This window comes from Cupriavidus lacunae (genome assembly GCF_003353055.1).
GTDB classification, from domain to species: Bacteria; Pseudomonadota; Gammaproteobacteria; order Burkholderiales; family Burkholderiaceae; genus Cupriavidus; species Cupriavidus lacunae.
This window is the reverse complement of the sequence record NZ_QKWJ01000027.1, coordinates 38,517-51,302: the sequence shown is the minus strand read 5'-3', so window position 1 is coordinate 51,302 and position 12,786 is coordinate 38,517. Positions and strand designations below refer to the sequence as shown.

The window sequence follows — 12,786 nt, the reverse complement described above, 5'->3', positions numbered from 1 at the left end:
CTCACTAATAGTCAGCGGCGCCATGCTGGCGCTTTTGGCATGTACATTGGATCCGGCCGGAACAGGCGCCTTTACAGTCATGGGGCCGGCCAGTTTCGATCGCACCTTCACCGCAGCAGCCGGGGCAATGGGCGACGAGGGCCTGGCGATCAGCGTCGAGGACCCGGTCAATGGCGTGGTCGTCGGCAGTCTCGATACCAGGACGGTGATGGCCAGTGTTCACCAGCAGGCAGACGGCTACGTGCGGGTTGAATTCGACAGCATGGCTGCACAGGATCCAGCGTTGATGGCGCGCATTTCGCGCAACTACAATCGCCGCATGGGGCGCTGAATCGCGTCAGAGGTCAAGCGATTGCTTCACTACCTCAGTTCGCAGTGCGCCTCTTCGACCCTTTCCCGTCAATCTTTGTCGTCCGCGGCGGATGCCTTGCCTTGATCCGGCGCCGCCGGTTTCCTTCCGGTCACCATGGACAGGATCAGGTTCTCCTTGTGCAACCGGCTCATCAGAATCGCGGCGGCAACATGCATGCCCACCAGCGCTAACAGCAAATAGGCGAGGACGCCATGGAGGTCCTTGGGCCAGTCTTCGCCCCAGAACATATCCAGTCTCGACATCCAGCCGGTGGCGGCAAGCGCAAGGATGAGGATCCACAGCACGAGCATCATCAGCGCGCCAAGCGGATTGTGGCCAAGGAAGCGGGGCGGATGCCCGGCAACGGCGGCCTTGACATACGCTACCACGCCGCTGGCGCGGGGAAGCCATTCGCGGAAATTCCCGGCGCCGCTGCCCACCATGCCCCAGGCTACGCGGACCAGCACCAGGCACGCGGCCGCGTAGCCAAGGTTGCGGTGCAGCGGCCCGCCGGAATCCTCATACAGGTCCCACAGCACCAGCGCCGCCACGCCCCAGTGCGTGAGACGGACGATGGGATCCCAGACCTGGACAGACTGGCGCAAAGGCTTCATGGCGCAGCGGCGGGGAGGCGAGCGTTACTTCTGGATTTCTGCCTTGACTATGTCCAGCGTCTTGGTATCGAAGTAGATTTCCGCCTTTTTTCCCTCCTTGGTCGTGCCGTAGATCTCGTAGCAATTCCCGTCGGTCTTGAACTTCTTGATGTTGTAGCCCTGCGCTTCAATCTTGGCGCGGGCATCGCTCTCTTTCATCCATTCGCTCTTGGGGTGCGCGGGGCACTTCGCGCTGGCCAGCGCGGAACCGGACACCAGGATCATTGCCATCAGCGCGCCAATTCTAAGCATGAGACGTCTCCGTATCGTGGGAGCGATCAGCATAGTGCACCCAATAATGATTCGCAATCAGCGGGAGCACTACTTGGCAGGCGTTGTGGTTCTGTTGGCCCGGAAGATCAGTTCGAGACCGCGCATTGACTTTGCGAGCGCCTCAGTGCCGGCGCATGTCGAGGTGGCCCGAGGCAGAGAACCGATAGCGCCCTTCGACAAAGCCCAGCCCGAACAGGCCCAATACCGTGTCATAGTAGGTAGGGCCGCCGGCTCCTGACGGCGCGCCCACGATTTCCTGCGCGCGTGCCCATTGGGTAGTCAGAGCGGGCGAGCTGACGGCCTTCAGGAATGGCAGCAACGCCGCGGAGAAGCCTGGCGGCCCGACGCCTTCGACCCTTGCAGTCTCTACATACATTTTCTCCGGCGGTGCCGGACGGCCCTCCAGGCGCGCTGCGTTGGGCAGCAACGCTTGGATCAGGCCGTGCCGGGTGGCGTCCTTCTTTGGCGTCATGCCAGCCCACAGATAGACCCGCACGGCGTCATAGCTGCTGACGTCCCCCTTCACTGGATCGCGTAGAAATCCGCGCGCGCGGGCTCCAGCGCTGTAGGCCGACCAATCTGGCACGATGCCGGCGCGGGACACCGCGCTGATCAGCTTTGCCGCCTGTCCGGCCAGCGTACCCCACGGGCCGGAGGGGTCGAAGGCGGCCAGCCGCCGCAGCAGGGGTACCGGCAGATAGCTCGGATTCACGCGCCAAATGCGAAAACCGCCTGAGCCGTGTTCAACAAATCCTTGCGGACCAGGCAGTAACATGGGTCCGAAGCCGGGGAGTGTGACGACCTCTCGCGCCGCCACCAAGCGAAGCAAGGCGCGTGCCGCGCTGGCATAAGCAGGGGCATTCCACCAGCGCGCCGCTTCAGCCAGCGCAAACGCGAACCATAGATCTGCGTCTGCAGCCGAATTGCGGTCCATGACTCCCCACGTGCCATCATTGCGTCGACCCCACTGCCACGCGGGAAGCTTGTCATCCACCCTGCCATCGCCGAGATTGACTACACTCCACTGCCAGAGTCGGTCAAATGTGTCTCGGTCATCTGCGATCAGGGCAAACACCATTCCGTAGGACTGCCCCTCCGACGTGCTTTGCCGCGTGCGCGTTGAAAAGTCGATGACGCGGCCGTCGCCTTGCATGAAGCGGTCCAGGAACTGCTGGTAGAGCGGCCAAGGCGCTGCGCGCGCCGCGGAAGTTGGCGAAAGGGCGCGCGTCACGGGAGACCAGGGAGCGGCCACGCCGATGCTGGCGATCGCGCCGGCACAAGTCAGATAACGACGACGCGTTTGGTCTGTCATTGCAAACGGCACGTGCGCGTGCCGCCATGTAGGGCTGGGTAGGTTCTGGCCTCCATTGCATCTCAGTTGAACAGGCTGCAAACTGGGCGGGCACAATCGCAGCCTTTAGTTCCGAACGGGGTCATGCCACAACGATTGCTGGTCCACCAAAGGGTGTGTCCAGACTCAATGGCAGCTCGTCGTTGAATGCCTGCGGAAATTCCAGGTCACGCGGCATTCCTGCCGGCGTTCTCGGCCAACGCCCTTGGTCAGCAATCGGCATGACGCACGCGGGTCGCGCAATGATGCTGTCATGCTAAATCGCGAACCGGCCTGAACGTGGGGGAGAAAGCCTGCCGGCTGAAAAGTCGCTGGCCTTCAGAAAAACTTGCTGATTTCCAGACCGCCATAAAATGCCCGCGACACACCGGACGTTTTCTTTACGCCAGTAAAAAAGCCAAGGTTCAGGGTCTGGGTGAGGGGGATCCCAGTCAATACCAGGCCGCCTTGCGTGGAGTGGTAGAACGGGTCGCCATGCTTGATCAGTTCCACGCCGGCCCAGGCCTTACCGAACACTTTGTACATCACGCGCCCGCGCGCCCAGTATGCCTGCGGTCCGAAGGTGTAAGAGCCAATGCCGTTGACAAGCCATCGATGCGCATACTCCTGTTGTCCCAAAACGGTCAGCGCCAGCCCCCATTCGCCGCCGTCATTGCGGTTATCGGCGCCTTCCGGCGACACGCGGTTGTAGCGGTAGCGCGCTCCAGCGGTGGCTTCCACCCAGCCCGTTTCCCAGCCTTTCTGAAGCCCCAACGCTGCCTCGGCGGCCTGGCCGTTCACCGACACTGTGGTGCCGTTGGATCCGTAGCTGTAGTGGTAATCGCTCGCAACCAGCTTCTGCGTCAGATATGGCACGGGCAGCCAGCTTGCCGATACGCCGACGTACTCGCTGCGCTCCCCGCCACCGGCAAAGTTGGCCCCGCCGAACAAAGTACCGGCTCGGGCCGGCAGCGCTGCCGTGGCTGCCGCTCCGGCCACGAGGGCAGTGGCCAATGAAAGCGTTAAGGGAGCCAAGGGGGCGCGGGTGAAGTCAGCCCGGTACGGTTTTCGCGTACTCCGCGTCATGAGGATTCCTCTTTCAGGCCGCCACGGCGTGCGGTCCAATGTTGTACAAGTGAAAGTCACCGGTGGGTGTGCTGAGTCGGCCGGTAGGTGTAAGGCTCACGGTCTGTTCGGTCGGCTTCCCGGCGGCGGGCTGGCGCAGCGTGACACCTGCGTTCAGGTCCAGTTCTATGCTGCTGAACAGCAGCGGTGCGGCACCCTCGATAGTGGCAATGGCAACCGGCAGCGCGCCTGAGCGCAATGGTTGCACCACCAACCCGGCCCCCCAACTCTGCGCGAACAGCGGTCCGCTGCCGTCCCTGCGCAGTAGCTCGGCCAGCCGTGTCAGCGGCGGCGTCTCCGTATCCGTCAGGTTTCCCATGTCGAGCTGCAGCCGGCTGCCATACAAGAAGCTTTCCAGCGCGCCTGTGTTGCCGCGCGCATCCCATTGGAAGCGAAGCCCGACCGAAGACGTGCCAGCCGGGTCCTTGGTGCGATGGCCGACAAACGTGGCAACGGCCGTATCCCGCACGATCAGGTTGGGCAGGTGGATGAGCACGTTCACGGTAACGCCACGCGCCAGGCCCGGGACTGGCTCTCCCACGTAGAGCGCGCCATTGGGAGACAGGTCCGACGTGAGCCCGAGGTAAGTCCTGTCGTTTGCTGCCAGAGTGACCGGCAAGCGCAGCGGAAATCTGTACTCGCCGCGACGGTTGGCGGCATGTCTGTGCGCAAATGCGGCGACCGAAATGGCCATCAGCAGCGTGACCAGCGTCCAGATCATTGTGACAATGCCGGCACCAACCGGAATGCTACCCGTATGCATGCGGTACAACCCCATTGGCACGCTGACGGTCGCGATGCTGGCCAGCATCAGCAATGGCGACAGCCACAACCAGACCTTGCCGGTATCAGACAACTGCTTGTCGGTGACCGCAAACGGGATATCGCGACGGAACAGCCCCATGCTGGTAGACATGAAGGCGAAGAACCGCGCCATTGCGTACTGTTCGCTGAGCAACAGTGAGTTGTACCCGCGTCCCAGTTCCAGGTGTACCAGTATCGACAGCAGGTAATACAGGCAGAACAGTAGCAGGAATGTGTCGAGTGGCGCGACGATGGGCAGTTTTCCGAACAGGAACACGGCCGGCGGCGTCAGGAAGAAGATCAGCTTCTGCCAGCCCTCGAAAAAGAACAGCGCCGAGGCGAAATAATTCAGACGCTGGCCCAGCGTGAGACCCCGCCCGAACAGAATGTTCTCTTGCCGGAACACCTGCATGGAACCCATGCCCCAGCGCATACGCTGCTTCAGGTAGGTATCGATGCTGTGCGGCGCCAGGCCGAACGCCAGCGATTCGCCATAGTAGACCGACCGGTATCCGCGCTTGTGCAGTTTGATTGCCGTGTGCACATCCTCTGTCACGGTTTCCGTGGCAAAGCCGCCAATTTCGTCAAGCGCGGCCCGCCGGACCACTGCGCAACTGCCGCAGAAGAAGGCGGCGTTCAGGACATCCTTGCCGCGCTGGATGATCTTGAAAAACAGGGCCTGCTCATCCCAGACCCGCTTTTTGCCAAGCCGGTGGCCAAAGGAGTCGATGTTGAAAAAATCTTGCGGCGTTTGCACGAACGCGACCTTTTCGTCGCGGAAGAAACCTAACGTCTTCACCAGGAAATCCTTGCGCGGCGCGTGATCGGCATCGAATATCGCGATGAAATCGCCGTCAGTCAACTTCAGCGCGTGGTTCAGATTGCCGGCTTTGGCATGGAGATTGTCCTGGCGCGACAGGTAGCGGCAACCCAGTTCCGCTGCAAGCTTGCGCATGCTCTCCCGACGCCCGTCATCGAGCAGCCAGGTCTCATGCGGGTAGTCCATCCATTTGGCTGCCAGTAGCGTTCGGCGCAACAGCTCGACTGACTCGTTGTAGGTGGGAACGTAGACATCGACCTTAAGCCCCTCTTGGGGCGGCACAGGCTCGCGTACGCTCAGCCGGTAGGTCATCAGCACGAACAGCAGCCCGCTCAGGTAGCCATAGATTTCGGCGGCGTAGAGAGGGATCGAGAGCCAGGGCGCCGCATGATTGATGGTGCCGAGCCGCCAGGCCATATAAACCAGGCCGCAAGCCACGTAAATCGTGACAAGCCAGGTGATATACCGTTTGGGTTGCTCGGTCTTCATGTCTGGATCCAAGGGCATGGCTCAATGTCAGTCGGCAACTACGGAAACTGCGGCCCAACACGGCGTGCCCGCAATCAGGAAAGGAACGCGTGTTGCGCCATTCCGATGACATGCGATGGCAGGCTAAGGCCTTCCAGTTGATCCTGTACCTACCCAACTGCCGACGTCCTTCCGCTGCTTCAATCAGCCAAACCACCAGAGGCGTTATCCAGCCGGAAACAGCCTGCAATCCGTTTTCAGGTCGCCCTGGCAATGGCGGGGCCGAAGCGTGCGGGCCGCGCAGGCGCCCTTGCAGTTAAGAGTAAGCGACATTCTCGCCTGCGCCAGCCTGAGTCGGTACATTTCTTCAGTCTGATAGGCCACACAATGTTGGATTTTGATCTTTTGTGTGCCTTATGAGGCATATTTTTTAAAAAACCGGACGCTTGGGTTGCTTCAAATCACGTAGGTTTGATTCCACGGACGTCGGGGGTTCTTCTTTGGACATAAAGGGGGACATAAAGGGGACAGTCCCCTGTCAGCGCCATGAGAAATGGCAAATTCCTACGTCAATCGCAGATCCCACAGCGCATCGAGTACATGTTGCGTGGAACGCTCGACGTGCCCCGCACGATGCGCAATGCCGAGCCGACGCCACAACGCCGGGCGCAGCGGACGCATGACAATGCGCCCGTCGGGTAATGGCGTAGTGGCCTCATGAGGCAACAGCGCCGCGCCATAACCTGCCGCTACCAGACTCTTGATCGCATCGTTGTAATTGAGCTGAATGCGCGGCGCAGGATGGTGCCCTCCGGACGCAAACCACTCCGCAGTCAGACGCGACAGACGCGTAGTCGCATCATTAAGAATGAGAGGTTGAGCGGCGAGCCATTCAGGCGTAATGCGAGCCGGACACTGCCAATGCGCCGGCACAAAGGCCATCACGGGGTCGCGGCGCCAAGGCTTTATCACGAGTCCAGCCACCGGAGGCTGAGGCAGTGCGACCAGCCCAATATCCAGCGTCCCATCCGCCAATCGGGTTAGCGTTTCATGCGAGGTGAGTACCGCGATCTGAATATCGATAGCGGGATGGTGCTGACGCAGCACTTCAAGCGCTTGCGGCAAAAGGTGCGCAATCGCGCCGGTCGATGCTCCGAGCCGAACGCGTCCGACAAGCCCTTGAACCTGGCGGTGAACATCGTCCAACGCCTGTTCCGCGTCGGCCAACAGTCGACGCGCGCGCTCGACCAACAACTCGCCTGTTGCCGACGGCCGAACATGTCCACGCTTGCGCGACAGGAGCGGAGCACCGATGCGCTCTTCCAGTTCAGCAATGTGGAGGCTGACCGTTGGTGGCGCCAGATGCAACGCACGCGCCGCGTCGGCGAATGAGCCACGGTCGGCAATAGCGACCAGGGTGCGCAAGCGGTCCAGGCTGATCTCTCGCATGTCGGCGTCCCGATTCAGAAAAACTGAATGTCCAGGTTATGAAATTCAACTTTCGCTATTCTAGCGGTGCGCGGAAGATAACAGGCTTGTTCCACTTGTTACCAGTCACCGGAGTATCGCGCGCATGAGCTCTCCCCTTGTTTTCATCGACGGCGACCAAGGCACCACCGGGTTGCAAATTCACGAACGGCTTCGCGGCCGGACCGATCTGAAACTGGTCACGCTTCCCGCGGCGGAACGCAAGGATTCCAGGCGTCGCGCCGAAGCCATCAACGCCTGCGACATCGCCATCCTCTGCCTGCCCGATGGCGCCGCGCGCGAGGCGGTGGACGCCATTGTTAACCCTGCCGTCAGAGTAATCGACGCAAGTTCCGCCCATCGCACAAAGCCGGACTGGACATACGGCTTTCCGGAAATGACTCCGGGACAGGCTGAGCGCATTGCGGCCGCAGGTCGGGTCACCAATCCAGGTTGCTATCCGACCGGTGCAATTGGCCTGCTGCGTCCCCTGCTGCACGCCGGGCTCATTCCAGGGAACCACCCGGTCAGCATTTTCGCGGTGTCTGGTTACTCCGGACGCGGGCGTGCCGGCGTGGAAGAACACGAGGGGCCGGGTGCTGTCAACGCACCGTCGTACCAGGTGTATGGTCTGGAGCTCGCGCACAAGCACACCCCGGAGATCCAGCAGCACGCCGGACTCGCGCAGCGTCCGATCTTCGTCCCTGCGTATGGTGCGTTCCGCCAGGGCATCGTGCTGACGGTGCCCTTGGATGTGCGGCTGCTGGCACCCCACGTAGACGGCGCCACGTTACACGCGTGCCTCGCACGCCACTATGCCGAGGCGGCCCACGTACATGTCTTGCCGCTGCACGAATCGTGCGTTTTAAAGCAGCTGGATCCGCAGGTACTGAACGGTACGGACGATATGCGCTTAAGCGTGTTTCCTAACATGGAACACGGGCACGTTTTGCTATCCGCGGTTTTCGATAATCTGGGCAAAGGCGCAGCCGGCGCTGCGGTTCAGAACCTGAACCTGATGCTCGCGCAGTAATGGTGGCCGATGGCTTGCGCTGATGTTCGGCTGCAACTATATGCCAACGATTGTTGGCAATCTGGTCGTGGCAGTCGAATGTCTCAAACTGGCCGAAATGCGTCAGTCCAGGCAGCAGATCAACCAACCCTGTACCAGCCCCCAAAAGAAAACCGCAGCCGAAGCTGCGGTTATTTCACCCTGCCAGCGCGACAGCCCCGGCAGCATCAAGACCCTCACTCACTCCCTCGGACAAAGCTCCCCCGCCGTCTGCTCCAGCTTCGCCTTAATCATCCCCACCAGGCACCGGATACCGTGGCACGCCTCCGAACATTCGCTTTCCACTTCCAGCAGCGCCATGACCCTATCCAGTCCGGCACCGATGCAATCCAGCGATTCCCGACACTCTTCCGGAATGGCAGCTAAGGTGGTTTGTTTTTTCGACGCGATTTGTTCCTGCATTGCGAGCTCCTATCAAAGTTGGATAACCCGCCTGTTACCTGCATTTGAAGGGTGGCGGGCCTGACAGCGGGGGTAGCAATGCCGGCACACCAACGTAAGACCGACCAGCCTCGCGGCTGCCCCGCCCGGCCCGCCATTGAATGACGACGTGCACGTGCGTGAGGATATGGGCGCGTGGGCGACCATCAGTTAGTGTGGAACAGGTTGCTACACCCGATCACCGTTGTTTCGGTGATGGCTCTAGTGTCCTCATCTCCGCCGGCCGTGACGATCAGACGATTCGCAATCTTCAGGAACAGTTGATGGTTGCCGCCTAGCGAATCCGGTCGAACCCACCAGCAGCCCAGCGCTCAGCGCTGTCGCGCGTCAGCCGAAAATCCGGCCGCACCTTCACAGTCGCCAGCACCTCGCCGAGGGGATCTTCGGCCGTGAGCGTGCCAAAGGGCTCAAACTCATCGGGCGTGATGACAAGCTTCACAATCACGGTGCCGGACTCAGACTCAATGCTGACCTGCTTGTTAAGCTGCGCATGCAACTGCTGCTCATGCCGCCGGATAACTTCCGAAGCCGTCTTGACCAACGTCTGGTGCGCGGTAGCATCCAGCGGCTTGGGATCAACCTTGTTCCGCCCCATCGTCCAGGGTCCGACCAGCGCGGGCTCGGCGCTGCCGTCGCGGATCATTTCGACCGCCCAGCCGTCCCCATCCTCGTTCTTGATGACCCGGGCGGTCCAGCCCTTGTCGCGCCAGAGGCGGGGCTCGTGGATGGCGGTGGATTCGTGCTCGGGCAGGGCGTCGTCGGTGTGGTGCATCAATCTCGTGGTACGGGTCAGGGGAACCCGCGAGGATACTATAGGGGCCGGCTTGGGCGGCCAGCGCACTGGCAGTGCGCCTCAGTTCAATGCGCCTCAGGCCATTTCCCCTTGCGGGGAAAGCGCATATCGAACTCGGTGAACACGTGCTCCTCGGAGCGGCAGCAGATGGTGGCCCCCCAGCTGTTCAGCACCTTCTGGCAAAACGCCAGCCCGATGCCGGTGCCGCGATGCGCCGGGTAAGAGAAGAAGGGCTGGAACATCCGGGCCAGCACTTGCGGCGGCACGCCCGTGGCGGTGTCGCGGAACATCACATGGACGGCGTCGGGCCGGACCTCGCTGCGGATATGGATGGTGCCCTTGCCGGCCCGCTTGGTCGCTTCCAGCGCGTTCTTCAGCAGGTTGGTCGTGACCAGCCCGAACAACTGGGGGTTGCCCATTACGTAGGCGGGGCAAGGCAGGTCGACGGTGACCAGTTCCAGGTCGGTCTGCTCGAACGGAAACCGGCCGATGGCGTCGCGGATCACGCCGCCCAGTTCGAACAGCTCCTGCGTGGCGTTGTCGGGGTTCTTGGAGTTGGCGACCAGCAGTTCAATGCTGTTGCTGATATGGGCCAGGTCCGACTCCATCCGGGCCACGGCCTGCATCAATCCGTCGCGCAGCGGCGTGTCCTGGTCCAACGCCGTCGGCAGCCGGGCCTTGAGGCCCCTGGCGGTCATGGCCAGGCTGGTCAGCGGCGTGCGCAATTCGTGCGCGACGGTTGCCAGCGCGGCGGCCATCCCGCGCCGCTTCTGTTCGGCCAGCAGCTGGCGGTCCATCTTGATCACCACCAGCACCGCGATGACAAAGCCGATCACCGGCAGCTGCAGCAATATCGGCGCCCACGGGATGCCGCCCATGGAGTTGCCGGCCAGCACGAACAGCGCGATCGCCGCCGCGGCGCCCGAGAACAAGGCAATGGTCGCGAACGCGGTGTTGAAGTGATAGAGGATCACTACCGCGATGATGACCGATTCGGCCCAGACCATGGAGCCGCCATTCTCCAGGTAGAAGAAGATGAAGGCGAACGGCAGGCCTACGGTAATGGCAAAGAGAGCATAGGGCGGCAGCCAGCGCCGGTCCGAGAAGGCGGAGGCGAACAGCAGCGGCACGAACAGCGCGGTGCAGACCAGGCGCAGCCAGAGGTTTTCATAGGGCTGGGGGAAGACGTGGGACCAGATCACGTAGTACAGCGGGTGTCCGATCACGCCCAGCGCGCCCACCATCTGGATCCGGCGCAGCCGGATGACGCTTTCCTCGTCCAGCAGGGTGGCCCGCGCGGCGGTCTCGAACACGGTCTGCCACGCCTGGCGGGCAAGGCCGGCAAGGGTGGTGCGGCCGTCTTCCGCTTGCGCTACCTTTGCATCCATCTCCGGGACTACTCCTCGCGGGAACCGGCCAGCGGCCCGCTTGTGGGATTTTGAGGCTTGCGCCGGGCGCGGCGGGTCGAGGACCACTCATCCAGCCGGACTTCGTCGCGGATGCTGGCGAGCACGCCGACCAGGCGGTCGATTTCGTTGGCGGCAAGTTTCGCATGCAGCGTAAGTCGCATCAATGCCCGATTCTTGGGGGTTGCCGGCGAACAGAATACCGCGCCGAAGATCCCGCGGCGCTGCAGCGCATCGCGCAGCACCTTGACTTGCGGCTCGGTTCCCGCCTCCAGGCCGATGATCTGCTCGGAGCCCTCGCTGATGTTGTAGCCCAGTTCGGCAATCGCGGCCCGGGTGTCGCGGGTGATGGCGTGCAGGCGCGCACGGCGCTCATCCGCCGCGGCGACGAAATCCGTCACGGCGTTGAACCACGCAAGCTCATGCCGCAGCAGCCCGGAGCTGAAAATGGCCGGCCGGGACTCAACCGCGAAAAAGTCCTTGAAGTCGGTCGAACAGGCAACATAGCCGGCGCGGCCGGCGAAGGCCTTGGCCAGCGAGGCCGTGCGGAAGTGTACGCGCTCAGACAGCCCGAGCGCGGGCACCAGGCCGCCGCCAGCCGGCCCATGGGTGCCGAGCGAGTGCGACTCGTCCACGACCAGCACGCAACCCGACGCCTCCGCCAGGTCGACATAGTCCTCCAGCGGCGCCACGCTGCCGGTGGTGCTGTAGACCGAGTCCACCATGATCACGCCCGGGCCGAAGCGCTCAAGCTGGCGGCGCACGTGGTCGCAATCGTTGTGGCGCACCGGCACGGCCTGCGCGCCCGCGGCGATGATGCCCTCCCACAGAGAGGCATGCCCGTTCATGTCGATATAGACCGGAATGCCGGGGCCGGCAATGCACTGCACCAGGCCGACATTGGCGGCCCAGCCGGACTGGGCGATCAGCCCGTCCTCGGCCTGCATCAGGTTGGCGATCTTGCGCTCGACCCGCCGCTGCGGGGTGTCGCCGTGCTGGAACACGGACGACATCAGCAACTCCGGCTCTTCATCGAGGAAGGCGCGCGCCTGCGCCTGGACCAGTGACGATTCCCCGAGCAGGCAGAGATAGTCGTTGCTGCTCAGGTGCAGCGCATCGGGCCCGGGCGTGAGTCCGTGAAGCAGGTGATCGCCGCCCCAGAGCTTGCCCATCCGCTCGTCGAAATGTTGTGCCATCCGCGTCGTGATCCATGGCGGCAGAGTGGGCGCTTTGGCGCGGGGGGCGTGGTGCATCGAATGCGGAGTCTCGGCTTCGGAGAACATCGGCGTTCCTTCTACAAGTCGGATAAAGAGTGAGATCGGTGGCAAGGATTGGCATGGCGGCTGCGGCAATAGATGCCGTCCGCGGGCGACGCGGCCGCACCCGGTCCTTCCGGCGAGGTGCCATTGCTGGCAAGCCGGGGAAGTCCTTTTTTATGTAGCGACCACTGTGCCAGCCTTAATCAGCGATTGTGACCGGACTTACACTAATGCAACGCCCGTTTGGAGAGGGGGTTGCCGGGGTGAGGCAGCCGCGCCACGGCCCATTCTTCGTCGGCACGATGGGCGAATGGCTTCCAGGAAATGCCTTTATAGGCACTTATGTGATCTATGCGCTATCTGTTGCTCCGGGCCCTTGAGGGTCGGATCGGGCGTGGCTCGTCCTTGGCGGGACCTCGTCAGGCCCGGGATTGCCAAATGCCCATCATCAGTCTTGGTGACGAACGCCCTTTTTGGACGTCCTGGTTTCCAGGCAGGCGGCTCCGGAAGCGGGCCATGGCCA

12 protein-coding genes are annotated in these 12,786 nt (G+C 62.4%); 2 read left to right on the top strand and 10 right to left on the bottom strand.

The features are described from left to right. The first annotated feature begins 22 nt into the window (after positions 1 to 22). Positions 23 to 331, top strand: coding sequence for a penicillin-binding protein (locus tag DN412_RS21175; RefSeq protein ID WP_244222726.1), 309 nt, complete (start codon positions 23 to 25; stop codon positions 329 to 331). 68 nt (positions 332 to 399) lie between these two features. On the opposite strand, the gene DN412_RS21170 is transcribed toward DN412_RS21175, so the two are convergent. From DN412_RS21170 to DN412_RS21145, 6 genes are all read right to left on the bottom strand, one after another. Then, entirely contained in the window at positions 400 to 966 is a 567-nt protein-coding gene (locus DN412_RS21170) for a cytochrome b/b6 domain-containing protein (protein ID WP_115213373.1), read from the bottom strand. A 24-nt stretch (positions 967 to 990) separates the two neighbouring features. Then, positions 991 to 1,257: a PepSY domain-containing protein gene (locus DN412_RS21165; RefSeq protein ID WP_078199300.1), complete on the bottom strand. Its 267-nt coding sequence runs from the start codon at positions 1,255 to 1,257 to the stop codon at positions 991 to 993. 142 nt (positions 1,258 to 1,399) lie between these two features. Then, on the bottom strand, positions 1,400 to 2,590 hold the full coding sequence (bcsZ, locus tag DN412_RS21160; RefSeq protein ID WP_115213372.1) for a cellulose synthase complex periplasmic endoglucanase BcsZ: 1,191 nt from the start codon (positions 2,588 to 2,590) through the stop codon (positions 1,400 to 1,402). 357 nt (positions 2,591 to 2,947) lie between these two features. Next, positions 2,948 to 3,694, bottom strand: a complete 747-nt coding sequence (gene bcsS / locus DN412_RS21155) for a cellulose biosynthesis protein BcsS (RefSeq protein WP_115213371.1) — start codon at positions 3,692 to 3,694, stop codon at positions 2,948 to 2,950. Between the two features lie 13 nt (positions 3,695 to 3,707). Further along, positions 3,708 to 5,846 (bottom strand): glycosyltransferase family 2 protein, encoded by a 2,139-nt coding sequence (locus DN412_RS21150; RefSeq protein ID WP_115213370.1) that lies wholly within the window; start codon positions 5,844 to 5,846, stop codon positions 3,708 to 3,710. Between the two features lie 543 nt (positions 5,847 to 6,389). Further along, complete coding sequence (locus DN412_RS21145; protein WP_115213369.1) at positions 6,390 to 7,274, bottom strand: LysR family transcriptional regulator; 885 nt, start codon at positions 7,272 to 7,274, stop codon at positions 6,390 to 6,392. 124 nt (positions 7,275 to 7,398) lie between these two features. Here DN412_RS21145 and argC point away from each other — a divergent pair, with 124 nt between their 5' ends. Continuing rightward, positions 7,399 to 8,325, top strand: coding sequence for an N-acetyl-gamma-glutamyl-phosphate reductase (argC, locus tag DN412_RS21140; protein ID WP_115213368.1), 927 nt, complete (start codon positions 7,399 to 7,401; stop codon positions 8,323 to 8,325). Positions 8,326 to 8,544: 219 nt separating this feature from the next. Here the strand turns inward: argC and DN412_RS21135 are convergent, their stop codons facing one another. The 4 genes from DN412_RS21135 to cqsA all read right to left on the bottom strand — a co-directional run bounded on the left by DN412_RS21135 (position 8,545) and on the right by cqsA (position 12,287). After that, positions 8,545 to 8,766 carry a DUF1484 family protein gene (locus DN412_RS21135; RefSeq protein ID WP_115213367.1) on the bottom strand — a complete coding sequence of 74 codons (222 nt, stop codon included), beginning with the start codon at positions 8,764 to 8,766 and terminating at the stop codon, positions 8,545 to 8,547. A 313-nt stretch (positions 8,767 to 9,079) separates the two neighbouring features. Then, positions 9,080 to 9,577, bottom strand: a complete 498-nt coding sequence (locus DN412_RS21130; RefSeq protein ID WP_115213366.1) for a hypothetical protein — start codon at positions 9,575 to 9,577, stop codon at positions 9,080 to 9,082. An 86-nt stretch (positions 9,578 to 9,663) separates the two neighbouring features. Next, positions 9,664 to 10,986: a sensor histidine kinase gene (locus tag DN412_RS21125; RefSeq protein WP_115213365.1), complete on the bottom strand. Its 1,323-nt coding sequence runs from the start codon at positions 10,984 to 10,986 to the stop codon at positions 9,664 to 9,666. A gap of 8 nt (positions 10,987 to 10,994) precedes the next feature. Continuing rightward, complete coding sequence (gene cqsA, locus DN412_RS21120; protein ID WP_115213364.1) at positions 10,995 to 12,287, bottom strand: alpha-hydroxyketone-type quorum-sensing autoinducer synthase; 1,293 nt, start codon at positions 12,285 to 12,287, stop codon at positions 10,995 to 10,997. Positions 12,288 to 12,786: the final 499 nt, after the last annotated feature.